Origin of the sequence: Aliivibrio fischeri, from assembly GCA_038993745.2 — a bacterium.
Lineage (GTDB): Bacteria > Pseudomonadota > Gammaproteobacteria > Enterobacterales > Vibrionaceae > Aliivibrio > Aliivibrio fischeri_B.
The window spans coordinates 257,964-284,108 of record CP160629.1; the positions used below are offsets into that span (position 1 = coordinate 257,964).

Genomic DNA, 26,145 nt, shown 5'->3' on the forward strand with positions numbered 1-26,145 from the left:
AATCCGCTGATATACTCAAAGATACTAGACAGAGTCACTTCTTTATAATAAAGCAAAACCTATGCCCAAACCACCTTAAGATGTCGCGATCATAGATTAATCATTGTAAAGTGTAAGGCTCCATTTGCTCATGGTGTGACAGAGTAAAAATAGAAAAATTCATTAATTGGAATATAAAATGCAAATATTCGGCAAAATATTAGGCGGTTTTTTTGGTTTCCTATTTGGCGGCTTTTTTGGGGCTGCATTAGGAATCTTTATTGGCCATCAGTTTGATAAAGCTAAACGTATGGCTAATAGTGGATTTACTTTCCAAACTGGCGGAGCATCTCAAACTCAGAGACAAGCTGAGTTCTTTCATGCAGCGTATGCTGTTATGGGGCATGTAGCGAAAGCTAAAGGTCAAGTAACACGTGAAGAGATTCAATTAGCATCAATGATGATGGATCGAATGAATCTTTCTGATGAACAAAAACGAGAAGCACAAGAAGCTTTCCGTGAAGGTAAAGAAAGCGATTTTCCACTACGTGAAACACTAAGAAATATTCGCTCAATTACTGGTGGCCGTTACGATTTATTGCAGTTCTTTTTAGAATTACAAATTGCAGCGGCGATTGCTGATGGCGATATTCATCCTAGTGAGCGTGATGTATTGCATATCGTGGCTGAAGAGCTTGGATTTAGTGCAGAACAACTTGAAAAACGTTTGAGAATGCAAGAAGCGGCATTTCGTTTCCAACAAGGTGGTGGATTCTCTGGGCACCAAAGTGGTGGCTCACATCAACAAGGGCAATGGCAACAAGCAAGTTCTGCGAGTCAGTTAAAAGATGCATATAATTTACTTGGTATTAGTGAAGATGCTGATCCCAAAACAATTAAGCGTGCTCACCGTAAATTAATGAATGAGCATCACCCTGATAAGCTGGTTGCAAAAGGTTTACCACCAGAAATGATGAATATGGCCAAAGAGAAAGCACAAGAAATTCAAGCGGCTTACGATTTAATTAAGAAAGAAAAGGGCATTAAATAGAGTCATCAAAGAAGTTATATGGGCATGTATTATGCCCATAGGAAGTACACTTATTTGAAATCAGGTTTATTGTTGATTTAATTTCCAGTTATAGTCATAACGAATATCGCCTTTGAATGGTTTTAATTCTGGGCGATATTTTTTTAGGTGCTCAAATAGTTGTTGTTGACTACCAAAATCAATAGCAAACCAATCATAAATAGAGGAGAGCTGGACATTCTCTTCTTTAATTAAAACCCCTTTATCACTGTTGATGAACTCGGTTGCGGCTTTATCTAGTAATTTATCGCTGTTTCTAGCGGTAAAGGCTTTAGGTTGTAAATTAGGACAGCCTAAACTTGCGCAATTTACGGCATAGTGAGTTCTAGGATCATTCCAAATCGGTCTTAAAATTCGATGTTCAATATCATTAAGAGTGAGGGCTTTTCCTGCAACCGTAATAATCTCTTCATCCCAAGGACCAAAGCTGAATAATCCTCCTAGCTTGGTAATAGATTCAATTGGGTAATCCATTAGGATAAGTTTTACCGTAAGAGCATTGTAAAGGTTAACCCAATAAGCATATTGTTCTGATTTTTTGTACTCTCTTGGGTCTATACGGCTCATTTGACGTAAATAACTATTGAGCGTTCGTTCATCTGCATCTGTGACGTGAGCATAGTCAAAAAGCGTGAATTCCCCTTTAGTAATAAGGTATTTATCTAATGTTTGCTGCCAGTATTGGTGAGATATTGTGGTGGCGTTTTTTTCATTACTTACGTTCCAGTAGCTCCATAATTCAGATTTTGGTGCAGCGAACGTATTGAATGAAAAAAGCAAAAGTAACGAGGATATAAAGGTTTTCATAAAAGGGTTCCTGACTTTTGGTTTAGTTATATGTGATTATAGATGACACTATTTTATAGACAAAAAAGAGGTTGATACGTTCATATCAACCTCTAACATTTCCTGAATCCTGAATCCTGAATCCTGAATCCTGAATCCTGAATCCTATTTTAAGAAGCTTGGGATTTTCGCTTCATATTCTGCGATCTTATCAGCATGTTGCAGTGTTAACCCGATATTATCTAAACCATTTAGCAGGCAATGGCGGCGAAATTCATCAATTTCAAAAGAATACTGTTTATTGTTAGCGGTCACTAACATTGCTTCTAAATCCACAGTAACCTCAGCACCTTCATTCGCTTCAACGAACTGAAAAATTTCATCCACTTCAGATTCAGTTAGGCGAACGGGTACCATTTGGTTGTTGATTGAGTTGCCATAGAAAATATCAGCAAAACTTGGTGCGATCATTACTTGGATACCATAATCCGCTAGCGCCCAAGGTGCATGTTCACGAGAAGAGCCACAACCAAAGTTTTCACGAGCAAGTAGAACGGTAGCACCTTGATAGCGAGGTGCGTTCATAACAAATTCTGGATTGGGTTGCTCACCAGCATCATCAAGAAAACGCCAATCGTGAAATAGATGTTTACCAAAACCAATGCGATTTACTTTTTGAAGAAATTGCTTTGGTATAATGGCATCGGTATCAATGTTCGCCGTATCTAAAGGAACGACTAGACCTGTATGTTGCTTAAAACCTGACATAGTAAATTCCTTTTATGCTTGTTCTGTAATGGTGCGGATATCAACAAAGTGACCTGCAATTGCAGCAGCGGCAGCCATCGCAGGGCTCACTAGGTGAGTTCGACCATCACGGCCTTGACGACCTTCAAAGTTACGGTTTGATGTAGATGCACAACGCTCATGTGGACCTAGACGATCATTGTTCATTGCAAGACACATAGAGCAGCCTGGCAGACGCCATTCAAAGCCTGCTTCTTTAAAGATCACATCTAGACCTTCTTTTTCCGCTTGTGCTTTTACTTGCTCAGAGCCTGGAACAATTAGAGCTTGTACATGAGAGGCAACTTTACGTCCTTTAGCAATGGCTGCCGCAGCACGCATGTCTTCAATTCGCGAGTTAGTACAAGAGCCAACAAAAACTTTATCAACGTTGTAATCAGACAGAGATTTACCCGCTTCAAGACCCATATACGCTAAGGCTTTTTCTGCAGACGCTTTTTCTACAGGGTCAGCAAAGCTTTCTGGTGCTGGGATTGGTGCATCTACTGCGATTACTTGGCCTGGGTTGGTTCCCCAAGTTACTTGCGGTTTAATTTCTGAGGCGTCAAGCGTAACGACTGCATCAAACTCAGCATCATCATCCGTTTTCAATGATGACCAGTATTCGATAGCGGCGTCTAAATCTGCACCTTGTGGTGAGAACTTACGACCCGCAATGTAATCAAATGTGGTTTGGTCTGGTGCGATTAGACCCGCTTTAGCACCTAGCTCAATGGCCATGTTACACACTGTCATACGACCTTCCATAGTAAGGTCAGTAATTGCTTCGCCACAGAACTCAACTACGTAGCCCGTACCACCAGCAGCCGTTGTTTTACCAATGATTGCTAGCACGATATCTTTTGCCGTGATGCCTTCAGCGACTTTACCTTTAACATCGATTTTCATGGTTTTCGCACGTGCTTGTTTTAGCGTTTGTGTTGCTAGTACGTGCTCAACTTCTGAAGTACCGATACCGAATGCTAGTGAACCAAATGCACCGTGAGTTGCGGTGTGTGAATCACCACAAACAATCGTCATACCCGGTAAAGTAATACCAAGCTCTGGCCCCATTACGTGCACAATACCTTGGTATTTATGATTTAGATCGTAAAGGGTAACACCAAATTCTTCACAGTTTTTAGACAGCGTTTCCATTTGGATTCGTGCCATTTCACCAGAGGCATTAATGTCTTTGGTTTGTGTTGAAACGTTGTGATCCATCGTTGCAAAGGTTTTGCCTACTTGACGAACTTTACGTCCTTTTTCACGTAGACCGTCGAACGCTTGTGGTGACGTTACTTCGTGAACCAAATGGCGGTCGATGTATAAAATAGGGTTTTCGCCTTCAGCTGCAACGGCAACATGGGCATCGTAAATTTTTTCGTATAATGTTTTTGCGTTAGACATTGCTTCTTCCTTGAATTACGAATTCAAAATGTACTCAGCGATTTTATCGCCCATTGCTGATGTAGTTAGTGCTGGTTTATCACCGGCTAGATCTGCCGTTAGTTCACCGGCTGATAGCGCTTTAGATACGGCAGCTTCAATACTTTGTGCTGCTTCTTCTTCACCTAGGCTATAACGTAGCATGAGTGCTGCAGATAAGATCTGAGCAACAGGGTTAGCAATATTTTTACCTGCGATATCAGGCGCTGAACCACCTGCAGGTTCATACAAACCAAAGTTGCTCTCATTTAAACTAGCAGAAGGAAGCATGCCCATTGAACCTGTGATCATTGCACACTCATCAGAGATGATGTCACCAAAGATGTTTGAACATAGCATCACGTCAAACTGAGATGGATCTTTGATTAGCTGCATGGTCGCGTTATCAATGTACATATGATTTAGGGTTACATCAGGGTAGCCTTTGGCCACTTCTTCTACTACTTCACGCCATAAAATAGAGCTTTGTAGAACGTTAGCTTTATCAATAGAGTAAACGTTTTTATTACGTAGACGAGCAGATTCAAAAGCAATTTTTGCAATGCGTTCAATCTCATAACGATGATAAATTTCAGTATCGTACGCTTTCTCTTGAGGACCTTCACCTTCACGGCCTTTTGGTTGACCAAAGTAGATACCACCCGTCAGTTCACGAACAACGACGATATCAAAACCACGTTCAGAAATATCAGCACGTAGAGGAGAGAAGTTTTCTAATCCTTTGTGGATCTGTGCTGGGCGAAGATTACAGAACAGTTGGAAGTGCTTACGAAGAGGAAGTAGAGCACCACGCTCTGGTTGGTCATTTGGTGGAAGGTGTTCCCATTTTGGGCCACCAACAGAACCAAATAATACCGCATCAGATTCTTCACAGCCTTTCACTGTGCTTTCAGGAAGTGGGCAACCGTGGTTATCAATGGCAATACCGCCAACATCATGTTGCTCACGTGAAAATGAAATTGCGTGTTTTTTCTCAATTGCATCCAGAACTTTATGTGCTTGTTCCATCACTTCAGGACCAATGCCATCACCTGGTAGAACCGCAATTTTGTATGTTTTGTTTGTCATGTTAATCCTTTAATCTTCAATATAATTTGGCAAATTAAAGCGGAGAAAGGTTTATCTCCGCTTATTTATAATTTTTAGGTTCTAAACGGTTTCTACTTTTTTCTGTTTAATTTCAGCAATTTGATCAGCACGGTGAATACTATTGATTACGTGAAGTAGTGCTTGTCCTGATGCTTCGATAATATCGGTCGCTAAACCGGTACCGTGATATTTACGACCTTTGTAATTGGCAATAATATCTGCTTGACCTAAGCCATCTTCACCTTCGCCTTTAGCGGTTAAATCAAACTTATCTAGCACGATGTCGTAGCCTGTTAGTTTGTAGATACATTGATAAAGTGCGTCTACAGGACCATTACCGACAGCGGCTTCGCATTTCTCCTCGTCACCACAAAGTAACTTGATACTCGTGGTTGCCATGACGCTGCCTGATTGCACACTTAGATAGTTCAACTTATAGAAGTCATCTTCATCGCGCAGGTTAGCAAAATGCATTAGTGCTTCTAAATCGTAATCAAATACTTGTCCTTTACGATCTGCCAGCTTTACGAAATCAGCATAAAGGGTGTCTAGGTTGTATTCGTCTTCTTTATAACCCATTTCATCCATATGACTTTTTACTGCTGCACGACCTGAACGACTGGTTAGGTTTAGTGCTTGGTTTTTAAGGCCAATCGACTCTGGCGTCATGATTTCATAAGTGTTTTTATTCTTTAGCATGCCATCTTGGTGAATGCCTGATGAATGGCTAAAAGCGTTTGCGCCTACGATAGCCTTATTACTTTGAATTGGCATATTACAAAGCTGACTCACTAGTTTACTGGTGCGGTGAATCTCATCGTGTTTAAGGTTGGTGTGTACACCTAGATATTCAGAACGTGTTTTTAGGATCATGGCGATCTCTTCTAGAGAGCAGTTACCAGCACGTTCACCAATACCATTAATCGTTCCTTCAACTTGTCGAGCGCCTGCTTGAACAGCAGCAATGGAGTTGGCAACCGACATACCCAAATCATCATGACAGTGAACAGAAATGATGGCTTTATCTATATTAGGAACACGGTTAAATAGGGTTTGAACAATGCCACCAAATTCACCTGGAACGGTATAGCCAACGGTGTCAGGAATGTTGATGGTATTGGCACCTGCATTAATAGCGGCTTCAACCATGCGGCATAGATTATCGATAGGAGTACGGCCTGCATCTTCACAAGAAAACTCAACATCATCCGTATATTTACGTGCGTGTTTTACTGCTTTTACGCCCATTTCAACCACATCATCGTAGCTACGGCGTAATTTATCTTGAACATGAACGGTAGAGGTTGAAATGAAGGTGTGAATTCGGAACGCTTCAGCGACTTTTAGCGCCTCAGCTGCGGCATCAATGTCTTTTGCAACAGCACGAGAAAGACCACAAATTCGACTGTTTTTAATATGCTGGGCAATGGTTTTTACTGATTCAAAATCACCCGGAGATGACACCGGAAAACCGGCTTCAATGACATCGACTCCTAAACGCTCAAGCGCATAAGCAATCTGCAATTTTTCTTTAACCGTTAGACTTGCTGATAGTGCTTGTTCGCCATCACGTAGGGTGGTGTCGAAGATAATGACTTGATCGCTCATGAGCCTGCTTCCTTGTGTTTGTCATTTGCCTTGATGACGGATATCCATAAAAAAACCCGCCATGGTTAGCGGGTTTTAAAATTTGGTTTATGGTTTCTTTTGGTCCATAACCTACCCGCGTGAGATGTTCACGATCAGGAGGAGGTTTAGAGCAAAAGAAGATACTGTTTTCATTTGATAATACAATCCATAAAAATAATTAACAAATTAATATCGCACTCAGTAAGTATCGTCAACCCCTAAATCCCATTTTCAGTGGTTATTAATGTTTTTTTGCTTAAATGTTACAAAATAAGAAGAAAAACGATTGCCTTGGTGTTTATTTGTGCGAGTTGCTCGCTTTTTGATTCTTTTTGAATTTAATTAATCAAATGATTAAATGTGAGTGAATTAATTTGTTAGAACAAAGAGGGAAGTTATCTATAATTAATCAAGTGATTAACTGTCTTTAAAGTCGTCAACTGTAAATAAGGTGTTATTGGTAATGAAGCAGTCAGGAAGGCCTAAAGGTGAATCAGAAGTTCGAGAAAAACTCATTTTTCATGCGAGAGAGCTTTTTGTTTCCATGCCCTATAACAAAGTATCGACGAGGCTCATAGCCACTAATGCTAATGTAAATATTGCCATGATCCGTTATTACTTTGGAAACAAAGAAGGACTTTTTGAGGCGATGTTTAAGGAGACTATTGCTCCTGTTACGCAGCAATTTCAACGATTATTAAAAGATGATACTGAACAAGATCTGGTTGAGTTTATGCGAGCGTATTATAAGGCCATGATTAAAGTTCCAGCCTTTCCTAAATTAATCCTGCGCATTATGGATGCTGAGAGTGAACAGCAAGCGGCACTTCAGCAAATCATTATTGGGATATTGCAGCCAATGCAAAACAAATTATTCGATCCCCAAAAAAGTAAGGCGTTATTTAAAAATGGAGTTGATCCAATTAAAGCTCGTCTTTCGTTAATGAGTTTAATGATTTTTCCATTTCTTGCCCCTAAGAAAATGTTAGAGCTTCATAATATTGAGTTGAATGAAACGTTTTTGATGGAATTACTAGAACATAATATTCGTTTATTAGGCGAAGGATTATTAAAAAATAAAAGAGATACAGATAATGAAAATAAATAAGAAATACCTCTTTTTTCCAGTTGTTGCAGTTGGTGTGATTGTTCTTATTACTATCACAAAATTACGTCCAGACGCTGAAACTAAGCCACTTGAAGACCGTTCAAAAGTCGTCAATATCCAACTATTAGAGCCTCAATCAATCGCCCCTCAAGCCATTGGTTATGGAAAAATCAGACCGAAGTTTGAATGGAAAGCCATTGCGGAAGTATCAGGCAAAGTGGTGTATCGCCATCCTGAATTACATAAAGGAAATATTTTATTAGCCGGAACTGAAGTACTGAGAATAGATCCATTGGATTATGAGTTAAAACTCGCTCAAGCAGAAGCGGACTTAGGATCGAGCCAAACTCAATTAGCAAAAGTGGATTTAGAAGAAAAAAACATTCGAAATACATTAAAAATAGAAAAAAACCGACTTTCTATCAGTAAGAAAGAGTTAAGCCGTAAAATAAATTTGCAAAAGAAAGGGTTAACGTCTCAATCGGATTTAGACCAGCAGAATCAATCCTATTTAGCACAGCAGAAAGTGGTTCAAGATATTCAAAATCAAATCTTATTATTGCCTGATGAAAAAAAAGTAGCAGCGGCAATGGTTAAGGTAAACCAAGCTAAATTAGAAGAAGCGCAACGCTCTTTAGAAAAAACTTCGATTATATTACCAACAGATGTGCGAATTTCTGAGGTGGATATTGAAGCGGATCAAGTAGTTAATCTACAGCAAACCATGTTTATTGCGCATGGAATTAAAACCATGGAGATGGAAGCGCAAATCTCTATTCATGACATGCAGACATTAGCTCAAAGTGTGAAAGCTTTTCAGCTAAGTGAACAAGGTATGCCAAATATTGATTCATTACCATTAACGGCGAATGTGGAATTAAGCAGTGGTCGCTTTGATGCTAAATGGGAAGCGAAAGTCGCTCGTATTAGTGAAACTGTCGATCCAAATCAAGCAACGGTTGGTGTCATTTTAGAAATAGATCAAAATTACCGAGCTTTGCAACCTAACTCATTGCCACCATTAGTGAATGGGATGTTTGTGAAGGCAAGGATCGAGGGTGACGCGTCAGAGCAGTGGGTGATCCCTGAAAGTGCGTTGCATGGCGATAAGATCTATTTATTAGGGCAAGATAACAAATTAATTATCCTTCCGGTTGAGATTGTTTATCGACGCAATAACCAAGTTGTCGTTGTTGGAGATATTAAGAGTAATGATCGTTTGATCTTAAATGATCTGCTGCCTGCGATTAATGGCATGCAATTGCGTTTGGCCAAATCAAATAATGATGAGGAGCCTGTTCAATGATCAAGTTCTTTGCTCGCCATCCAACCGCAGCTAACTTATTAATGCTCACTTTATTGCTGCTTGGTTTGGTTTCTTTATCTCAATTAAAACGAGAGACATTTCCCGAATTTAGTCCTCCTTATATTTTAGCTGGCGTTGTGTACCCAGGGGCTTCGCCACAAGAAGTGGAAGAGAGCATTTGTATTCGAATGGAAGACGCCGTTGATGGTTTAGGCAATATTGAAGAAACTAAATGTGAAGCGATAGAAGGCTCAGCTCGATTAGTCATTAAGCTTAATGAAAAAGCGGATATCGGGCGTATGTTGGTAGATGTACAAACTCAAATTGACTCAATCAATGACTTTCCAGCAGAGATTGAATCGCCAATTGTTCAAGAGCTTGATTGGAATGAACCAGTGGTGGATGTGGCGATTACTGCTGATACGACATGGCCGGAATTAAAAGCCTACGCAGAGAAATTAAAGCAAAGTTTAAAACTTGATTATGACGTGTCTTTAGTTGAGGTGAGTGGGTTTTCTGATCATCAATATCGAGTGGAGTTAGATGAAACTGCCATTCGTCAGTTGGGGTTGAATGTCAGTGATATTGCTAATCAATTAGCTCAACAAAACATTAAATTGCCTAGCGGTAATATCGAAACGCCAGAAAAGAACTTTTTAATTCGTTTTGATGAGAGAAAAACCACACCTGAGGAATTAGCAAAAACGGTAATAGGGGCATCAGAGAATGGCGCATTACTTCGCTTAGGAGACATTGCCACTATCACGGATCGTTTTGAACTTGATGAACAGAAAGTACTGTTTGATGGCAAGCCATCAGCGGTACTTAAGATCAGTAAAAATAAAGCTGACGATGCTCTGCGAATCAAAGATCGTGTCTCTGAGTTTGTTGAATATCAGCAATCCGTCGCACCCGATGGCGTGACGTTAGAAATGACTAATGATCTCTCATCGCTGCTTTGGGATCGTTTGACTATGATGGTAAAAAACGGGTGGCAGGGGATCATTCTGGTTTTCTTAACCATGTGGCTGTTTTTTACTTTCCGCTATTCTTTCTGGGTTGCTGCTGGTTTGCCCGTGGCTTTTTTAGGTGGACTGTTCTTAATGGCGAGTTTAGGGCTCTCTATTAATATCATGTCTCTTGTCGCCTTATTAATGGCCATCGGGATCATGATGGATGATGCGATTGTAATTGCAGAATCCATTGCTTCTCATCTTGATAGAGGGCAAAAGATTGATGATGCGGTGTATAACGGCGTTAAAAAAGTATTCCCTGGAGTCTTGTCTTCGTTTTTAACCACCGTGTGCATTTTTGGTAGTTTGATGTTTTTACAGGGAGAAATGGGGGCAGTATTAAAGGTTATTCCACAAGTTCTGATTTTAGTTTTGTCATTGAGCTTAATTGAGGCGTTTTTAATTTTACCTAACCACCTTAGTCACTCATTACACAGGGCAAAAAACGATAAACCGATTACTGGGTTTAAAAAGAAAGTATTGGATCGTTTTGAGCACTTTAGAAATACCACTTTAGTGAATGCAGTGACAAAAGTGGTGGAATGGCGTTATGCATTCTTAGGTGCCGTTATTGCGAGTTTATTGGTTTCTTTTTCTTTGATATCTGGCGGCGCATTAAAGTTTGTTGGTTTTCCTGAGCTCGATGGTGATATTGCCGAAGCGCGTATTATTTTGCCCCCAGGGTCTTCATTATCTCAAACTGAATTAGTCGTAGATAAGATTGTTAATGCAGCGAATAAATTGAATAAACAATGGAGTGAAGAAAAGGAAGGTGGTACGCCATTAGTTGAGCATATTACCGAGCAATTTAATACTAATGCTGACGCCAATGAATCTGGTCCTCATTTAGCCACAATACGTTTAGATTTATTAAGTGCGGAAAAAGAAATACGTTAATTGATGACTTTATTGATGCATGGCGTGAGGAAGTGGGAGATTTGGCTGAGCCGATAGCGATGGTTTTTAAGCAACCAACCATGGGGCCGGGTGGGCGAGCAATTGAAATTCGTATGATGGATGATGATTTACACACATTGAAGTCAGCATCGTTAGAAGTTCAAGCCTATTTGAATGACTTTGCTGGCGTTTATGGTGTGCTTGATGACATGAGAATGGGAAAAGAAGAAGTATTAGTAAAACTTCGCCCTGGAGCTGAAGCGTATGGTGTGACGGGTCAATTGATTGCTAATCAATTACGTGCTGCTTATTTTGGACAAACAGCAGATGAAATTCAATTAGGTGTTGAGAACATTGAGATTGAAGTGCGTTTAAATAAACAACAAGCAGGTGATTTACATACTTTAGAGAACTTTCCAATCATTTTGCCTACGGGAGACCAAATACCTCTAGCCTCTATTGCTACGTTAGATTTTCAGAGAAATTATGTTCGAATACAGCGAATTAATGGGTTAAGAACGTTAAGTGTTTTTGGTGATGTTCATGCATCACAAGTTAGCTCAACAGAAATACTTAATCAGTTTAAAAAAGATCTCGCACCAGAATTGAAAAAGAAATACCCAGGACTGCGTTTTGATTTTGAGGGTGAAGCGAAAGATTCGGCGGAAACGGGGCAATCCATAGGTACCGGATTTATGCTTGGATTGTTTGGAGTATTTGTTATTCTCAGCTTCCAATTTAGAAGCTACTTAGAACCGTTTGTGGTGATGTTAGCGATACCATTAGCGCTAATTGGCGTGTTATGGGGACATGTTTTATTAGGTCACCCACTGAGTATGCCAAGTATTATGGGCTTCGTTTCTTTAGCGGGTATCGTCGTTAATGATTCCATTTTACTGGTGCAATATATACGACATCATGTTGATGATGGAGATTCTGTTTATGAGTCAGTTATTAAAGCAAGTCGTGAGCGTTTTAGGGCGGTATTCTTAACCTCAATTACGACGGCTGCTGGACTGTTGCCATTATTATTAGAGACCAGTTTACAAGCCCAAGTTATTCAGCCTTTAGTGGTTTCAATCGTATTTGGTATCTTTACTTCAACCTTATTGGTGTTGTTTATGATACCTGCGGCTTATGCGATTTTAGCTGACTTTGGTTTAGTGAAGAAACATGAAGAACTTCATTAAACGGATAGAGCTTAGAATGAAAACAGTAAGTTAATTGAGAATACGGAATCGGTATTACTTAGCCCTGGAGGTACGCGATCTAAATACTGTTGTGATTGCGCAACCTTTAGGGCGATTTCTTCTGTGATGTTGTTTGTCACACTGACTTCTGAATCCACACGAGTGTTACTGTGACCAGCTGTGACGGTAACTTCTCCAGCTAATGTTAGGTTACTAAGAGCCTTCCAAGATGTACGCACATTAGTTCGAATAATTGGCTCTTGTACCGTCTCTGGCAGGATTAAGTCATCATCATCAATTTCATCAAGGTTTGGATTTTGGTAACGAAAACCTGGACCAAATTCCACTTCCAATAGTAATTTTTCTGTATTACTGACTTGGTAACCCAAACCACCCGAAAAGGTATAGTCATTGAAGTATGCGCTATATTTGGTATTTAACCCTTTAAAGTTGGCATAGAGATAGTAATCAGGACTGATTTTATAGTCACTCTGTAAATTAAGGCTTAATTGGTCTTTATCTGTTTCACCATCATCTTTTGCTAGGTAGTATTTAACCTCACCAGTATGACGATGCTGTCCAGCAGTGTAGCTGGCTTCTAAACGACCATTAAGAGATTGAGAATCATCATTACCTTTACTTGATTGGTAACCGAATTCAATTTGGCTTTTCCATGGTGAAGGTGGTGTTGTATCAGGTTCTTCCATTTCCGCTTCTAGTTGACTAATGACAGGGTTAATACTTGGTTTTTTCTCAAGTGTTAACTCTTTTGTCCCTGCTTCACAGTCATCTTTGGATAAATAATATTTTTCTTCATCCACATGGGAGTTCGTCCCAGAGGTATAAACCGATTCTAGACTACAATTTTGAGATAATGAGCGATCGTTTCCATAATCTATTTCGATTGAGTTAGGAGAGGAAGATGATGTATCTGCGTCTTCAATATCGATCTCACTTGCATGAACAGATGCACTGATTGCGATAAGCCCTGTAAGTAAACCTTTTTTAACACACATGAATCCTGAGAGATAAAATCGTAGACGAGTATAAGTATATTATTACATTCGTGAGTTAAATTTGAGTCAAAATCTTTATTTTGCGAAAGGAGTGATGGAGATGGAAGGATAGTTATTTCATCCCTTTGCCAAATGGTTATAATGTAGGGCTAAATTTAGGATGGTGAAAGAGTAGTAATGGCTGATAATCGTAAGCAAAATCGCAAACCAGACGCACAAGTTGATGCGTTAAAAGTACCACCGCATTCGTTAGAAGCTGAACAATCGGTTTTAGGTGGCTTGCTACTTGATAATGAACGCTGGGATACGGTTGCCGAAAAAGTAGTGGCAAGTGATTTTTATAGTCGCCCACATAGACTGATTTTTGAATCACTTAAAGCCATCCTAGAAGACAGTTTGCCTTTGGATTTGATCACCTTATCAGAGCATCTTGAACGTCATGAAAATTTAGATTCGGTAGGTGGCTTTGCTTATTTAGCTGATTTAGCTAAAAACACGCCAAGTGCTGCAAACATCAATGCTTATGCTGATATTGTACGTGAGCGTGCAATGGTACGTAACCTGATTGGTGTTGCGAATGAGATTGCAGATGCAGGTTATGATCCTCAGGGTCGAACTTCTGAAGATTTACTTGATATGGCGGAGAGTAAAGTTTTTGCCATTGCAGAAGAGCGAACTACCGAAAATGAAGGCCCTCAAAATGTCGATTCAATTCTAGAGAAAACGTTAGAACGTATCGAGATTTTATACCAAACTCCGCAAGATGGGGTAACGGGGGTTTCAACTGGTTTTACTGACCTCAATAAGAAAACCGCAGGTTTACAAGGGTCAGATTTGATTATCGTTGCTGCTCGTCCATCGATGGGTAAAACTACTTTTGCGATGAACTTATGTGAAAACGCAGCAATGGACCAAGATAAACCCGTCCTTATCTTTTCTTTAGAGATGCCCGCAGAACAGCTAATGATGCGTATGTTGGCTTCTCTTTCTCGTGTAGACCAAACTAAAATTCGTACCGGCCAGCTTGATGACGAAGATTGGGCTCGTATTTCTTCTACTATGGGCATTTTGACTCAGAAGAAAAACATGTATATCGATGATAGCTCAGGCTTAACACCGACAGAATTACGTTCACGTGCTCGTCGTGTTGCGCGTGAATCTGGTGGTCTAAGTATGATCATGGTCGATTACCTTCAATTAATGCGTGTACCTGGCTTGCAAGATAACCGTACGTTAGAGATCTCTGAAATATCACGCTCGTTAAAAGCGTTAGCTAAAGAGTTGAACGTTCCTGTTGTGGCGCTGTCGCAACTTAACCGTTCCCTAGAGCAACGTGCAGATAAACGTCCGATTAACTCGGATTTGCGTGAATCGGGTGCGATCGAGCAGGATGCCGATTTAATCATGTTTATTTACCGTGATGAGGTATATAACCCTGAGAGTAATCGTAAAGGTATCGCTGAAATTATTATTGGTAAGCAACGTAACGGTCCTATCGGTTCTGTTAGCTTGACTTTCCAAGGGCAATTTTCTCGTTTTGATAATTACGCAGGCCCTGCGTTTGATGATGAATAATAAGGCTGAATCATGAGTTATATGAAAGCGGCCACAGCGCAGATTGATATGTCTGCACTTGCCCACAATTTGCAAAAGATTAAACAACAAGCTCCGAGTAGTAAATTACTGGCTGTTGTAAAAGCAAATGGGTATGGCCATGGATTGCTGAATATCGCTAAAGGAGCTCAAGGAGCTGATGCATTTGGTGTCGCTCGTATTGAAGAGGCGCTGCAGCTTCGAGCTGGCGGTATTGTAAAACCTATTTTATTACTTGAAGGGTTCTACTCAGCAGGTGACCTGCCTATTTTGGTGACTAATAACATTCAAACGGCGATTCATTGTAAAGAGCAGTTAGAAGCATTAGAAAGTACAGACTTAGAATTTCCAGTTGTTGCTTGGTTAAAAGTAGATTCAGGTATGCACCGTTTAGGTATTCGTCCTGAAGAGTTTCAAGAATATGTTGATAGACTACATGCTTGTAAGAATGTCGCTAAACCTTTGCGCTATATGAGCCACTTTGGCTGTGCGGATGAACTTGATAGTTCAACGACAACAGAGCAAATCGATACCTTTATGTCGCTAACAAAAGGGTGTCAGGGAGAGCGTTCTCTTGCTGCATCTGCAGGCTTATTAGCTTGGCCTGATAGTCGTTTAGATTGGGTTCGTCCTGGCATTATTATGTATGGCGTTTCTCCATTTGCAGAACAATCAGCACAAGAATTAGGTTATTTGCCTACCATGACTCTTACCTCTCATTTGATCGCAGTTCGTGATGTAAAAGCGGGTGAAAGTGTTGGTTATGGTGCAATTTGGACCAGTGAGCGTGATACTAAAATTGGTGTTATTGCGATTGGCTATGGTGATGGATACCCTCGAACGGCTCCAAATGGCACGCCAGTGTTAGTTAATGGTCGTAAAGTCCCTATTGCGGGTCGAGTGTCTATGGACATGTTGACCGTTGATTTAGGTCCAGATGCTCAAGATAAAGTGGGAGATGAAGCCATTTTATGGGGACGAGATCTTCCTTCTGAAGAAGTCGCAGAACATATTGGAACTATTGCCTACGAGTTAGTGACTAAATTAACATCACGTGTGCAAATGCAATACACCTAATGAGAGTCTTCTTGAATTCATTTTCTTTTAAAAGCGCTACTGGTTTAGCGCTTTTTCTTATTTCTCACTTGGCTTTTTCAGAAAGCGATATTTGGCCAACATCTTTACCCGAAACCGCTGCTGTCCCTTTTATGTACTCATCAGAGAGTTTGGGGACTACCATAGGCGCTGCGGGTGTCATGAAAGGCGTTGGGCAACCTCAAGCAACATTGTTTGCCGCTGGTTTGTATTCCAGTAAAGGCTCTTATCTAACTTACTTATCAGCAAATAACTTTCAAATTAGCCATTCATGGTTAGTTGGAGCTAATGCTTATAACGCCAGTTTTAAAGACATGGATTACCATCTTGGTGCTGCGGGTAATAATGATTCGTTGCCAGAACAAGAAGTGTTTACGGACAGTGTTGAAGCTCAATATCATTTAACTGCACAATATGTCTTGCCTATCGGTAATGGGGAAAGTCTTGGGGCAAGAGCTGCGTATCAACCAGAACGAAAAATTAAGGGGTTTAATCCTCTTGATAGCGGTGTCTCGAGTATAGAGTTAAGTCCATTTTATTATTCTCGTGAATTGTCTGATGTTGCCGGATGGAATGAGCCTGAATCGAATTGGGGTATGAAGGTTCATTTTGATTGGGATAATCGAAATAGTGTTCGAAACACTACGCATGGTTCTCGCACAGAATTAGATTTTACCTATTCACCAGAAGCGAGTTCACAGCAAGAGTGGTGGACGTGGGAGTTCCAACAAAGTGCCTTTTTTGATTTAGGAAGTTTAGGCAATGTGATCAATAAACAAGTTTTGGCTTTAGATATGTATGTTGCAGACACGCCTAGTTGGGATGAGCAGCATCAACCACCTGAATACGCAGGTATAAAGTTGGGTGGGTTATATCGATTAAGAAGTTTCGGTGGGGGACGCTTTCATGGACGATCTGCTGTGCATTACTCTGCAGAGTATCGTGTTATGCCTGATTGGCAGCCTTTAGAAGAATGGCCTATCTTTAATCTTTATGATGTACCTTGGTGGCAGTGGGTCGCTTTTGTTGATGCCGGACGTGTGGCAGATGAATTTTCTTTATCGACACTTCATAGTGATATGAAATGGAGCGCTGGCGGTGCTATTCGTTTTCAGGTTGAAGGTATTGTTGTTAGAACTGAAATGGCGTGGGGTAATGAAGAAAGCCAATTTAGAGTAATGATAAATCAGCCTTTCTAGATATTTATGAGAAAAATGAAGTGAACTCTAGTGTTCTTTCATTTGGATTGGGATAATGTTCACTAATAAAAGTTTTAATGTGACCTAACTCAAAAAGGGTGAGCGTAGTTTTGGTCATAATAAATAAAGTTCACCAATTTTTAGATTCGTATAAACGGGAGTTCTTAGCTACGACTTGGAACTTACAAGCATATTACACAGGATATTTTTACCATGTTAAAAAACATCAACCCAACAGAAACTCAAGCTTGGGCAGACTTAACAGCGCACTTTGAAACAGCACAAGATTTTAATTTATCAGATTTATTTGCTGCTGATGCACAACGTTTCGATAAGTTTTCAGCAACGTTTGGCCAAGATATTTTAGTCGATTTTTCTAAAAACTTAATTACTGAAGAAACAATGAAGAAGTTGTTTGCACTTGCTGAGCAAACAGAATTATCTTCAGCAATTACAGCGATGTTCAGTGGTGAAAAAATCAATAAAACTGAAGGTCGTTCAGTGCTTCATACTGCGCTTCGTAACCGTAGCAACACACCAGTGATGGTTGATGGTGAAGATGTAATGCCTGCAGTAAATGCAGTATTAGAAAAAATGAAAGGCTTCACAGAGCGTCTAATTTCTGGTGAGTGGAAAGGTTACACTGGCAAAGAAATTACGGATATCGTAAATATCGGTATCGGCGGTTCAGACCTTGGTCCATACATGGTATCTGAAGCTCTAGCACCATATAAAACGCGTCTAAATATGCACTTTGTTTCTAACGTAGATGGTACGCACATTGTTGAAACACTGAAGCCGTTAAACCCAGAGACAACGTTATTCTTAATCGCTTCTAAGACGTTCACAACTCAAGAAACAATGACGAACGCACACAGCGCTCGTGATTGGTTCCTTGCTGAAGCTGGCGATCAAGCGCACGTTGCTAAACACTTTGCAGCACTATCAACAAATGCACAATCTGTATCTGAGTTTGGTATTGATACTGACAATATGTTTGAATTCTGGGATTGGGTTGGTGGTCGTTACTCACTATGGTCAGCTATCGGTCTTTCTATCGCATTAGCGGTTGGTTTTGATAACTTTATTGAGTTGTTAGAAGGGGCTCATGAAGTAGATAAGCACTTCGCTGAAACCGATCTTGAAAATAACGTACCTGTTATCTTAGCGCTAATCGGCCTATGGTATAATAACTTCCACGGTGCTGAATCTGAATCTATTCTTCCATACGACCAATACTTACACCGTTTTGCTGCGTACTTCCAACAAGGCAACATGGAATCAAATGGTAAGTGCGTTGATCGTAATGGCAACCCTGTTGATTATCAAACAGGTCCAATTATTTGGGGCGAACCAGGTACAAATGGCCAACATGCGTTCTACCAATTAATTCACCAAGGTACAAAACTTATCCCTTGTGATTTTATTGCTCCAGCAATCAGCCACAACCAAGTAGGCGATCATCATCAAAAACTGATGTCTAACTTCTTCGCACAAACTGAAGCGTTAGCGTTTGGTAAAACAGAAGAAACAGTGAAAGCTGAATTTGCTGCTGCAGGCAAAACAGAAGCTGAAGTCGCTGAGCTGGTACCATTTAAAGTATTTGAAGGTAATCGTCCAACGAACTCAATTCTTGTTAAACAAGTTACTCCTAAAACACTAGGTAACCTTATCGCAATGTACGAACACAAAATTTTCGTTCAAGGTGTGATTTGGAACATCTTCAGTTTCGACCAATGGGGCGTAGAACTTGGTAAGCAACTGGCTAACCAAATTCTTCCTGAGTTAGCTGATGATAAAGCGGTAACGTCTCACGACAGTTCAACAAATGGTTTAATTAACGCATTTAAAGCGTTTCAAGCTTAATCATTAGCTTATTGCGTTAATTTATTAAAAAAGAGCTGACTTCGGTCGGCTCTTTTTGTCTCTGTAGCTAATACATTACAGGCAATAAAAAAGGTTGATACCTAAATATCAACCTCTATCGTTCTAGTCCCTAGTCCCTAGTCCCTAGTCCCTATTACTCAAAACAGATCTCAATAAATGCATTACCCCATTCTGAAGCAAATGGCATGATAATGATCGCACCTTCACATTTATGAGTAATGGTATGGCCTTTACCTGATACAACGATAGGCGTTGCCATATTAAATTCAAAACCACTTTCAGAAAGAATGCGCTTTGCACCACCCGTAACCATATTGGTAATTTCACCAACCATGTCAGTCACTTCTTCATTAATGCTGTTTGGGCGTTCACCCAACATGTTTTGCATTACTTGTAGAGCAAGTTGCTCATCAAAAGTAATCGACATTGAACCTTTACTTTGAGGGCCAACCATTCCTATTAGACCTGATACATCACCACGGGCAATTTCATCTTTTTTGATACGAGGCTTTTGAGGTTTTAAGTCCATTGATGCCATCGTTTTAATAACATTCATAAATGAAGCTAAGAATGGGTTTACAAATTCAGCGCGCATGGTGAGTGATGTCCTTTAAATATTATTTTAATTTTTCTTATTGTTACTTAAACAAGTCTTGCAAGTGCCATGAGTTTCAACAATATGGTTCTCAACTGAAAAGCCGATTTGTTCAGCATGCTTAGTTAGCTGCTTAGTAATATCATTATCATGGAATTCAACAACGTCATCGCAAGTTCGGCAGATGAAAAGTTGTGAGAAATGAGCGTGTTCACCGATCACACAGCAAGAAATATAGCTATTTATTGATTCGACCTTATGCACAAAACCTTGAGTGACCAAAAAATCTAATGCTCGATAGATGGTTGGCGGCTTTGCTTGGGGTTCTATTTGTTTTAATTGTTCTAATAGATCATAAGCACTGATCGCCCCTGATGAGTCACAATCAGCTCTAAAACAGTTAATCGTTGTGGAGTTAACCTTACTCCACGTTGTTGGCATAGCAGCTCAACCTTTTGTTTTTGTGTACGATTCAATGAAAATATGTCTTATTTTTTGAACAAGTTGAGGAGTTTAACATAACTCTCGTTATTTTTTATCCACTATTTAGAGAATTATTATTTGTTATGTGAGTTGCCTAATAGAGTTTATGGGATGGTTGTTTGTGTTCTTATTATGTTAGAATTGAGGCCTTGATCACTGAAAGAATTAACCTATGAGCTCTTATCCACTACAACGTTTTTCTGTTGCCCCTATGCTTGATTGGACTGATTATATAGGTTTTATAAAGGATTAAGAGGGGTAAGGGGGACTATAGGGAGACTTGTAGCAGTTTATCTTTCAATTGTTTATGAATAATCAGTGTGATTTTTGTTTAATTACTGTACGGTTGTTGTTGACACCTCTTTGTATTCAGAGTAATAATTTGGTATCAGGAATATTTCAGAACAGAACAGCGTAACCATTGATTTAATACTTAACTTTTATTTTTTATTATGTATAATATTTGCACTATTTTTCTGATAACCTAATATAATAAGAGAGTGTTACAGTGGCTGGATGTGAACCTAAAGTTGATCCAAATGAAGTGTTTCAACGTATTCAAGATTTAGCAAAATTTGCAAGAAGTGTACTTCACTGGTCTTTTCCTGATTTAGACAAAGTCAACCCTTCTTTCAGTGTTATAGCAAGTACTTGTGAATTGTTAATTACTATTCTTCGTGGTGAAGAACACACTGGCTCAGAAGACGCTCAAAGCGTAGCAGAATTTATGCGTGATATCGCTCAGGCCATTGTAGACCGAGATGATAAGGCGCTTATTGATATTATGGCGCAGCTAGACGAATACTTAGAAATGAGTTCTAGTAAAGCTAGCTTAGCTGCTGTTTAAAGTAGTTATACCCCAATTAAACCTAAGGCTAGAATATGAAATATGAAACTTACAAAGCAATAATGTCTTGTTTAGATACTATCGAGACTGAGCTGAATAAAGTAGCAGAAGCCGTTGGTCATGTTAGTTTTTCTGAATTCATGACAAACGAAATAGCTTGTGATGAAGAATTAAAGCAAGCTGCGTAATTAATTATTTTTAATGAAAAAAACCTCCTAAGTGGAGGTTTTTTTTATTTTCGCAACTTTATAATTTTCCACCGCCCCAAACTGCTTGTCCTAATATCTCAAAATCAATATTTTTAATTTCTGTATGAGTTAGTTCCCAAGGTTGATAAAAATGATTATTGTCACTTACAAAAGTAATTTTTGTAGGTTGGAACTGTAAGCGTTTAATCATTATCTGACCGTTAACTCTGAATACATAAATTCCATCACCTGCAAAATCATCAACTCGTTTTATTATGACTCTCGCCCCATCTTTAAGGGTAGGGTACATAGATTCGCCTTTAACCTTCATTGCAAAGACTTCTTTAGGGTTTACTCCTAATTCATCTCGTAAAAATACTTCTGCAAAATTTATCTCTGTTGCCACTTCAACTTCAACTAATGACCCATGACCTGCACTTGCTTCAACATCATAATAAGTTAATGAAATCATTCCTTTTGGCGTTGGTAACTCACCATTTTGTGATATATGTCTCGCTTTTATAAAAATATCATCAGGTATTTTTCCTCGCTTTCTCCACGTTTGAATTGTTGAAGCAGTTGTACCTAAAACCTTTGCTAAATCTACGTTTTTTGATGTGTTAGTTAGTTTCTTTAATTCTATAAGTTGCTCATCTACGTTGTTCATTAGTGGTTCCTTGTGGTTCAAAAGTGGTTGCAATTAAAAATAAATGGTCAATAATGTGTCTAGGTTAAGTGGACGCGATTAGAACCGCTTTTAGTTGCTCTAAATAGTTTCAGAATAACACAGGTGAATCATGAATACGCAATTTGCATTATTAGCTCGTTTCGGTAGCACTACAATTGAACTGAAAGAAATAAGTCAAGAATTTCTAGGAATAACAGCAAAAACTGCTGAACAAAAGGCGAAAGCGTGTGATTTGCCTTTTCCTACCTTCAAATTACGTGATTCAGAACGAAGTCCAACACTAATAAAGATTGAAGATTTAGGTTCATACATTGATGAACAATATCAATCTGCCCGTGAAGAGTGGGAAAGCGTAAACGTTCATTAAAAATGTAAGAAGTGATATTGCGATGATTAGAGTAATGCTTGATTTAGAACTTGTAAGTAAAAACGGAAATACCGTCATTACTTGTCTTAAAGCTACAAGGCTCATTTCATCAACCATGTTAGTGATTAATGAGTTTGATATTGAGCTTAGAGAGCAATCAATAACTAACATACTAATCAACTTCAATTCATGGTTGAGCACTTTAGGTAAGAAAGAAAATATTCAAATTTTAGGTGATTGGAACAGCTTAGATAATGTTGTCTTACTTGATGCATATGAAGTTAATCAGATCACTCCTCACTTTGGCTTTATCTGGCAGCCATTCAAATTAATTGTTTAATAGATGAAAAATAAGGACAAACCATGAACACACCAATCCATGCAATCAATATTGATTTTTCACACTCAAGTGAAGCAAAGCTTTTGCACCGAGTCATTGAAAATCAAATGAACCCATGCAATGACCCACAAGAAGATAATTATCTTTCTGCTGTATTAGTTCAATTGGAAGAATCAATCGAGTTACTCGAAAGCCTAGAAGAGTAAGTCATGAAAGTAGAAAAACACGAGGAATAAATATGACGTATTTAGATCCGATTCATGCACCTTGCCCTGATATGGAAGGCATGAAAAATACAAGCCCCGAAGCAGTCAAACAAGCACTTTTACAAATAGAACAATTACGTGATGCTCATGGAATAAGACGACGTAAAAAACCAGTGCCTAAGCCTCTTCATTACGTTTGTACTTTTAGCGGATGCTCTGAGCCTTGGAGTTTGCAATGAGTATTCAAGTTAAGCCGCATCCTATTTTAAGTGAGGCATACATTCTTGATATGAACGGAGCTTCACTTTATTTCGATGAATATCAAATTGGAGCGTTACACCTTTTTTTGTATTTGCATTCTCGAATGATTGCTTCTTTTCCTATCTCTATTTTTTTAAATGAAACACTAGAACAGTTTACCGCTCTTAATGTTCCTAAAGTAGAAAAAGAAAAAGGAGTATAGGGATGAGTCGAAACTCCAAATATGAAGCAAAAAAGAAAGCGGAAGGATTAAAAAAAGTCACGGTTTGGATACCTAGTGAGCGAGAGGTTGAATTTCAATTATTAGCAGCAGCATGCTGCGATTATCGTCATCTTAGTTTTGACACGTTGCGCGATACCTTGAGCGGAAAGTTCGTCTCTTTAGAGCGCTTATAACCCTCGTCACTGGTGACGACATAATATCAATATTAATGAATATCCAATGAGGTTAACTATGAACACATCAGCCAAAGTGCTCGCCGTTGAAGGTGCTATCGAATTATTTATTGAGATACGCGAAGAAACTAAGCGCGAGAATGAGCTAGCCATTCAAAGTGGGATGGAACCCCAAAGAGCCGTTGATGACCTTAACCAATTAATCAATCTTCTTGCTGAAGTAAGAAATGACGTTATGTGGTCATGCATTGAATAAGTAATTTATCAAATTGTTGTCGTTACTATTTTGGGCGTCATCCCCTCTTCTTAGGTAGTAATGGCAACAAACGCCTAGCCCCCGTTAAGGGCTTTTTATTTTTTATGGCTGCGCTACTTTAAAGGACGGGTTATCAAGTGAAATATAATGCATCAATTATTAGCAATAAGATTAAATGCAAAGTACGCACTAAAGACCTCATTGAAATTAAAGAAATCTTTGATGCTCCTTTGTTGTTGGTATCAGCCATGCAAAACGCTGAAACGAAAGGTGCATTGTTTATACAAAAACTCAAAGACACCGCAAGCACCTACACCTATAAATGGGGGACGCCTTTCTCTCGTCATTTCATCCCACGATTACCATTTATTGTTCGTGAAGATATTGAATACCAAATCATTAAAAGACTAAAGCGCAAGAACGCCACACCTAAGAACGTGAATCACTTCATCAACGCACTTGTTAAAGAAGCCCTCAAAGCATCCGCTTTAGTGGAAAATAAATTTCCCTTTAGTGATGAAAGACGCAGCAGCAAAACCAAACGAGATTTTGAGCGCGTAAACCCATCATTAAAACCGTTACTGACAAGTGATATTAATGAATCCGTTATCTTTGACCATCACGCTCTATTAAGTGATGAAAAGCTTGATGTCATAACAAGAAATCTAACCGAACGATTCACTCGTATTATTCAAGAAATGAGTATTGATGATGATAACGGGCATGCTTACTTAAATGCTCTGCAATCGTCGTTTGCACTCATCTCTGAATTAATGTGTTCGTTCTATATTCTCCCTCCTCAAGTAAAGGAAAAGCATAAATGTCTTATTGATGCAGAGCATGAATTAGAAGCAGCTATCTGTCGTTGTTTAAATGAAGATTACCTTATGCGTAAGTTTCTTTATTTGCGCTCTCACTCGATGGAAACACAAACAACGAGAAGCAAAACAGTGGCTAGATTCTATGAGTGTATTCAATCCAGAAACAGGCATTGCTTTTGATTTGAGTGAAGTCGTTAAACGTACGACTTCCGATCAAGAAAACCGTCGTGTTGAGTTGATCGTTCGCTCACGTGGGGACGAAGAAAGAGCCATTGATTTGGGGTATGTTGGCGTTTTTATTACGTGGACACTTCCCTCTAAATACCACCGTAATTCAAACAAGTGGAATGGTTGCACCGTCAAAGAAGCTCATAACAATCTTATGGAGCAATGGAAACTGGCACGTGCCAATTTTAAAAAGCAAGAAATTGATTGGTTTGGCCTACGAGTGGCCGAACCTCATAAAGATGGCACACCACACGCGCATATGTTTATTTATGTTCACCCAAACCAAAAAAAAGCATTGGTAAACATTTGTGCCCGAATCGCTCGCAGTGAAGACCGTGATGAACTTTATAATTCAGACATTATGAAGAAACGTTTCTTTGCTGAATCGTGCGACCCCGAAAAAGGCAGCGCAACGGGCTACATTATCAAATACATATCTAAAAATATTAATGGTGCTCACATGCCAGAAACCGACGCAGAGAAAAACGCGCAATCGGTTCAGGCGTGGGCATCCACTCACCGCATTAAACAATTTTCACAATCAGGCTCTAAACCTGTTGGTTTATGGCGACAATTTAGACGAGCAAAACCAAATGATACGGCATTTGATGAAACGCTTAATGAAGTGCGCCATGCGTGTGATAAATCTCGATGGAAAGATTTTTGTCAATTGGCAGGGACTGAAAAACTGGCTTATGAAGAGAAAATCAATAAGTACGGTGAAACGGTTAAACGTGTCATTGGTATCGAGTGGCTTGGCCGTGTGATTGAAACATGCAAAGAGCAATATGAATTAGTTAAGAAAAAAGATGTACCGCTCCTCGCTTCGGCTCTTGCTCTTAAAAAGAAACGGAGTTTCGCCCCTTGGAGCACTGAAAATAACTGTAACTCGCTTCAAGAATACCCCATTTCAACGTTAGAAACAGCCCTCATAGATATGACTGGATGGAGTATTAAAGGCGTTCAGTGCTTGATTAAGCCATTACAAAAAGGGGCTAAAGTCCCCATCGATAAGTTTATGACCATTAGCCTTAGAAATAACCAATTAACGGTGTCTTAAAAAGACTCTAGAACAAGCATTGTGCCAATTTAAGACTTAAGGAGTGATAATGCTAATCACCTGCCCTAGATGCGAAAGCAAAGCGCGCATAGCGACCTCAAAAGCCATCACGAAAGAAACGCGCGAGGCTTATTGTCAGTGTTTGAATTTAAATTGTGGGATTATCTTTGTTACGTACACGTCCGTGTGCCGTATTATCGAACCTACAGGACAAAAGCCCAATCCTGAACTGCAACCAGAATTGTGTAAGTTAGAAGACATAAATCAAGTTGATATGTTTAGATAAATATAACTTTT

The 26,145-nt window shown here is 39.4% G+C and carries 27 protein-coding genes and 2 pseudogenes; 20 read left to right on the forward strand and 9 right to left on the reverse strand.

Annotation, left to right across the window (positions count from 1 at the left end):
* The first annotated feature begins 178 nt into the window (after window positions 1-178).
* On the forward strand, window positions 179-1,030 hold the full coding sequence (gene djlA, locus AAFX60_001275) for a co-chaperone DjlA (GenBank protein ID XDF77890.1): 852 nt from the start codon (window positions 179-181) through the stop codon (window positions 1,028-1,030).
* Between the two features lie 66 nt (window positions 1,031-1,096).
* On the opposite strand, the gene AAFX60_001280 is transcribed toward djlA, so the two are convergent.
* From AAFX60_001280 to leuA, 5 genes are all read right to left on the reverse strand, one after another.
* Window positions 1,097-1,876: a DUF547 domain-containing protein gene (locus tag AAFX60_001280; protein XDF77891.1), complete on the reverse strand. Its 780-nt coding sequence runs from the start codon at window positions 1,874-1,876 to the stop codon at window positions 1,097-1,099.
* Between the two features lie 144 nt (window positions 1,877-2,020).
* Window positions 2,021-2,623 carry a 3-isopropylmalate dehydratase small subunit gene (gene leuD, locus AAFX60_001285; protein XDF77892.1) on the reverse strand — a complete coding sequence of 201 codons (603 nt, stop codon included), beginning with the start codon at window positions 2,621-2,623 and terminating at the stop codon, window positions 2,021-2,023.
* A gap of 12 nt (window positions 2,624-2,635) precedes the next feature.
* A complete protein-coding gene (leuC, locus tag AAFX60_001290; protein ID XDF77893.1) occupies window positions 2,636-4,051 on the reverse strand; it encodes a 3-isopropylmalate dehydratase large subunit in 1,416 nt (471 codons plus the stop codon).
* Between the two features lie 15 nt (window positions 4,052-4,066).
* Complete coding sequence (gene leuB, locus AAFX60_001295; GenBank protein XDF77894.1) at window positions 4,067-5,158, reverse strand: 3-isopropylmalate dehydrogenase; 1,092 nt, start codon at window positions 5,156-5,158, stop codon at window positions 4,067-4,069.
* An 81-nt stretch (window positions 5,159-5,239) separates the two neighbouring features.
* Window positions 5,240-6,787, reverse strand: coding sequence for a 2-isopropylmalate synthase (gene leuA / locus AAFX60_001300; GenBank protein ID XDF77895.1), 1,548 nt, complete (start codon window positions 6,785-6,787; stop codon window positions 5,240-5,242).
* 484 nt (window positions 6,788-7,271) lie between these two features.
* On the opposite strand from leuA, the gene AAFX60_001305 reads away from it, so the two are divergent.
* The 3 genes and pseudogenes from AAFX60_001305 to AAFX60_001315 all read left to right on the forward strand — a co-directional run bounded on the left by AAFX60_001305 (window position 7,272) and on the right by AAFX60_001315 (window position 12,322).
* Window positions 7,272-7,916, forward strand: coding sequence for a TetR/AcrR family transcriptional regulator (locus AAFX60_001305; GenBank protein ID XDF77896.1), 645 nt, complete (start codon window positions 7,272-7,274; stop codon window positions 7,914-7,916).
* A complete protein-coding gene (locus AAFX60_001310) occupies window positions 7,903-9,222 on the forward strand; it encodes an HlyD family secretion protein (GenBank protein ID XDF77897.1) in 1,320 nt (439 codons plus the stop codon). Before AAFX60_001305 ends, AAFX60_001310 begins: the two co-directional genes overlap by 14 nt.
* Window positions 9,219-12,322, forward strand: a pseudogene (locus tag AAFX60_001315) (efflux RND transporter permease subunit). Before AAFX60_001310 ends, AAFX60_001315 begins: the two are co-directional and overlap by 4 nt.
* Before the next feature lie 11 nt (window positions 12,323-12,333).
* On the opposite strand, the gene AAFX60_001320 reads toward AAFX60_001315, so the two are convergent.
* Entirely contained in the window at window positions 12,334-13,338 is a 1,005-nt protein-coding gene (locus AAFX60_001320) for a DUF481 domain-containing protein (GenBank protein XDF77898.1), read from the reverse strand.
* A gap of 177 nt (window positions 13,339-13,515) precedes the next feature.
* On the opposite strand from AAFX60_001320, the gene AAFX60_001325 reads away from it, so the two are divergent.
* The 4 genes from AAFX60_001325 (at window position 13,516) to pgi (ending at window position 19,091) form a co-directional block, all read left to right on the forward strand.
* Entirely contained in the window at window positions 13,516-14,913 is a 1,398-nt protein-coding gene (locus tag AAFX60_001325) for a replicative DNA helicase (protein ID XDF77899.1), read from the forward strand.
* Between the two features lie 12 nt (window positions 14,914-14,925).
* Window positions 14,926-16,008 (forward strand): alanine racemase, encoded by a 1,083-nt coding sequence (alr, locus tag AAFX60_001330; GenBank protein XDF77900.1) that lies wholly within the window; start codon window positions 14,926-14,928, stop codon window positions 16,006-16,008.
* 11 nt (window positions 16,009-16,019) lie between these two features.
* A complete protein-coding gene (locus AAFX60_001335) occupies window positions 16,020-17,225 on the forward strand; it encodes a hypothetical protein (protein XDF77901.1) in 1,206 nt (401 codons plus the stop codon).
* A 213-nt stretch (window positions 17,226-17,438) separates the two neighbouring features.
* Window positions 17,439-19,091 (forward strand): glucose-6-phosphate isomerase, encoded by a 1,653-nt coding sequence (pgi, locus tag AAFX60_001340; protein ID XDF77902.1) that lies wholly within the window; start codon window positions 17,439-17,441, stop codon window positions 19,089-19,091.
* Window positions 19,092-19,245: 154 nt separating this feature from the next.
* On the opposite strand, the gene AAFX60_001345 is transcribed toward pgi, so the two are convergent.
* Both AAFX60_001345 and zur read right to left on the reverse strand, forming a co-directional pair.
* Window positions 19,246-19,707 carry a chemotaxis protein CheX gene (locus tag AAFX60_001345; protein ID XDF77903.1) on the reverse strand — a complete coding sequence of 154 codons (462 nt, stop codon included), beginning with the start codon at window positions 19,705-19,707 and terminating at the stop codon, window positions 19,246-19,248.
* 27 nt (window positions 19,708-19,734) lie between these two features.
* Window positions 19,735-20,183: pseudogene (zur, locus tag AAFX60_001350) on the reverse strand (zinc uptake transcriptional repressor Zur).
* Between the two features lie 515 nt (window positions 20,184-20,698).
* Between zur and AAFX60_001355 the strand changes: the two are divergent.
* Window positions 20,699-21,037, forward strand: a complete 339-nt coding sequence (locus AAFX60_001355) for a hypothetical protein (protein ID XDF77904.1) — start codon at window positions 20,699-20,701, stop codon at window positions 21,035-21,037.
* A 35-nt stretch (window positions 21,038-21,072) separates the two neighbouring features.
* On the forward strand, window positions 21,073-21,225 hold the full coding sequence (locus AAFX60_001360) for a hypothetical protein (protein XDF77905.1): 153 nt from the start codon (window positions 21,073-21,075) through the stop codon (window positions 21,223-21,225).
* Between the two features lie 58 nt (window positions 21,226-21,283).
* Here the strand turns inward: AAFX60_001360 and AAFX60_001365 are convergent, their stop codons facing one another.
* Complete coding sequence (locus tag AAFX60_001365; GenBank protein XDF77906.1) at window positions 21,284-21,892, reverse strand: S24 family peptidase; 609 nt, start codon at window positions 21,890-21,892, stop codon at window positions 21,284-21,286.
* A gap of 130 nt (window positions 21,893-22,022) precedes the next feature.
* Here AAFX60_001365 and AAFX60_001370 point away from each other — a divergent pair, with 130 nt between their 5' ends.
* From AAFX60_001370 to AAFX60_001415, 10 genes are all read left to right on the forward strand, one after another.
* Complete coding sequence (locus AAFX60_001370; protein ID XDF77907.1) at window positions 22,023-22,280, forward strand: pyocin activator PrtN family protein; 258 nt, start codon at window positions 22,023-22,025, stop codon at window positions 22,278-22,280.
* Window positions 22,281-22,302: 22 nt separating this feature from the next.
* Window positions 22,303-22,620 (forward strand): hypothetical protein, encoded by a 318-nt coding sequence (locus tag AAFX60_001375; GenBank protein ID XDF77908.1) that lies wholly within the window; start codon window positions 22,303-22,305, stop codon window positions 22,618-22,620.
* Window positions 22,621-22,643: 23 nt separating this feature from the next.
* Window positions 22,644-22,826, forward strand: a complete 183-nt coding sequence (locus tag AAFX60_001380) for a hypothetical protein (protein ID XDF77909.1) — start codon at window positions 22,644-22,646, stop codon at window positions 22,824-22,826.
* Between the two features lie 32 nt (window positions 22,827-22,858).
* Window positions 22,859-23,065 (forward strand): hypothetical protein, encoded by a 207-nt coding sequence (locus AAFX60_001385; protein ID XDF77910.1) that lies wholly within the window; start codon window positions 22,859-22,861, stop codon window positions 23,063-23,065.
* Entirely contained in the window at window positions 23,062-23,289 is a 228-nt protein-coding gene (locus tag AAFX60_001390) for a hypothetical protein (protein ID XDF77911.1), read from the forward strand. Before AAFX60_001385 ends, AAFX60_001390 begins: the two co-directional genes overlap by 4 nt.
* A gap of 2 nt (window positions 23,290-23,291) precedes the next feature.
* Window positions 23,292-23,483, forward strand: a complete 192-nt coding sequence (locus AAFX60_001395) for a hypothetical protein (GenBank protein XDF77912.1) — start codon at window positions 23,292-23,294, stop codon at window positions 23,481-23,483.
* A 58-nt stretch (window positions 23,484-23,541) separates the two neighbouring features.
* On the forward strand, window positions 23,542-23,739 hold the full coding sequence (locus AAFX60_001400) for a hypothetical protein (GenBank protein ID XDF77913.1): 198 nt from the start codon (window positions 23,542-23,544) through the stop codon (window positions 23,737-23,739).
* Window positions 23,740-23,876: 137 nt separating this feature from the next.
* Window positions 23,877-24,740 (forward strand): hypothetical protein, encoded by an 864-nt coding sequence (locus AAFX60_001405; GenBank protein XDF77914.1) that lies wholly within the window; start codon window positions 23,877-23,879, stop codon window positions 24,738-24,740.
* Window positions 24,703-25,848 carry a replication endonuclease gene (locus AAFX60_001410; protein XDF77915.1) on the forward strand — a complete coding sequence of 382 codons (1,146 nt, stop codon included), beginning with the start codon at window positions 24,703-24,705 and terminating at the stop codon, window positions 25,846-25,848. The genes AAFX60_001405 and AAFX60_001410 overlap by 38 nt, the downstream gene beginning before the upstream one ends.
* A gap of 49 nt (window positions 25,849-25,897) precedes the next feature.
* Window positions 25,898-26,134, forward strand: coding sequence for an ogr/Delta-like zinc finger family protein (locus tag AAFX60_001415; GenBank protein ID XDF77916.1), 237 nt, complete (start codon window positions 25,898-25,900; stop codon window positions 26,132-26,134).
* Window positions 26,135-26,145: the final 11 nt, after the last annotated feature.

Bases quoted from the DNA above. Each gene is read 5' to 3' on its own strand.
- AAFX60_001360 (XDF77905.1), top strand. From the start codon at position 21,073: ATGAAATATGAAACTTACAAAGCAATAATGTCTTGTTTAGATACTATC.
- AAFX60_001305 (XDF77896.1), top strand. From the start codon at position 7,272: ATGAAGCAGTCAGGAAGGCCTAAAGGTGAATCAGAAGTTCGAGAAAAA.
- pgi (XDF77902.1), top strand. From the start codon at position 17,439: ATGTTAAAAAACATCAACCCAACAGAAACTCAAGCTTGGGCAGACTTA.
- AAFX60_001380 (XDF77909.1), top strand. From the start codon at position 22,644: ATGAACACACCAATCCATGCAATCAATATTGATTTTTCACACTCAAGT.
- leuA (XDF77895.1), bottom strand. From the start codon at position 6,787: ATGAGCGATCAAGTCATTATCTTCGACACCACCCTACGTGATGGCGAA.
- AAFX60_001345 (XDF77903.1), bottom strand. From the start codon at position 19,707: ATGCGCGCTGAATTTGTAAACCCATTCTTAGCTTCATTTATGAATGTT.
- AAFX60_001325 (XDF77899.1), top strand. From the start codon at position 13,516: ATGGCTGATAATCGTAAGCAAAATCGCAAACCAGACGCACAAGTTGAT.
- AAFX60_001390 (XDF77911.1), top strand. From the start codon at position 23,062: ATGAGTATTCAAGTTAAGCCGCATCCTATTTTAAGTGAGGCATACATT.
- AAFX60_001375 (XDF77908.1), top strand. From the start codon at position 22,303: ATGATTAGAGTAATGCTTGATTTAGAACTTGTAAGTAAAAACGGAAAT.
- AAFX60_001370 (XDF77907.1), top strand. From the start codon at position 22,023: ATGAATACGCAATTTGCATTATTAGCTCGTTTCGGTAGCACTACAATT.
- AAFX60_001410 (XDF77915.1), top strand. From the start codon at position 24,703: ATGAGTGTATTCAATCCAGAAACAGGCATTGCTTTTGATTTGAGTGAA.
- AAFX60_001320 (XDF77898.1), bottom strand. From the start codon at position 13,338: ATGTGTGTTAAAAAAGGTTTACTTACAGGGCTTATCGCAATCAGTGCA.
- leuB (XDF77894.1), bottom strand. From the start codon at position 5,158: ATGACAAACAAAACATACAAAATTGCGGTTCTACCAGGTGATGGCATT.
- AAFX60_001395 (XDF77912.1), top strand. From the start codon at position 23,292: ATGAGTCGAAACTCCAAATATGAAGCAAAAAAGAAAGCGGAAGGATTA.
- leuD (XDF77892.1), bottom strand. From the start codon at position 2,623: ATGTCAGGTTTTAAGCAACATACAGGTCTAGTCGTTCCTTTAGATACG.
- AAFX60_001400 (XDF77913.1), top strand. From the start codon at position 23,542: ATGAACACATCAGCCAAAGTGCTCGCCGTTGAAGGTGCTATCGAATTA.
- djlA (XDF77890.1), top strand. From the start codon at position 179: ATGCAAATATTCGGCAAAATATTAGGCGGTTTTTTTGGTTTCCTATTT.
- AAFX60_001385 (XDF77910.1), top strand. From the start codon at position 22,859: ATGACGTATTTAGATCCGATTCATGCACCTTGCCCTGATATGGAAGGC.
- AAFX60_001310 (XDF77897.1), top strand. From the start codon at position 7,903: ATGAAAATAAATAAGAAATACCTCTTTTTTCCAGTTGTTGCAGTTGGT.
- AAFX60_001365 (XDF77906.1), bottom strand. From the start codon at position 21,892: ATGAACAACGTAGATGAGCAACTTATAGAATTAAAGAAACTAACTAAC.
- alr (XDF77900.1), top strand. From the start codon at position 14,926: ATGAGTTATATGAAAGCGGCCACAGCGCAGATTGATATGTCTGCACTT.
- AAFX60_001280 (XDF77891.1), bottom strand. From the start codon at position 1,876: ATGAAAACCTTTATATCCTCGTTACTTTTGCTTTTTTCATTCAATACG.
- AAFX60_001415 (XDF77916.1), top strand. From the start codon at position 25,898: ATGCTAATCACCTGCCCTAGATGCGAAAGCAAAGCGCGCATAGCGACC.
- leuC (XDF77893.1), bottom strand. From the start codon at position 4,051: ATGTCTAACGCAAAAACATTATACGAAAAAATTTACGATGCCCATGTT.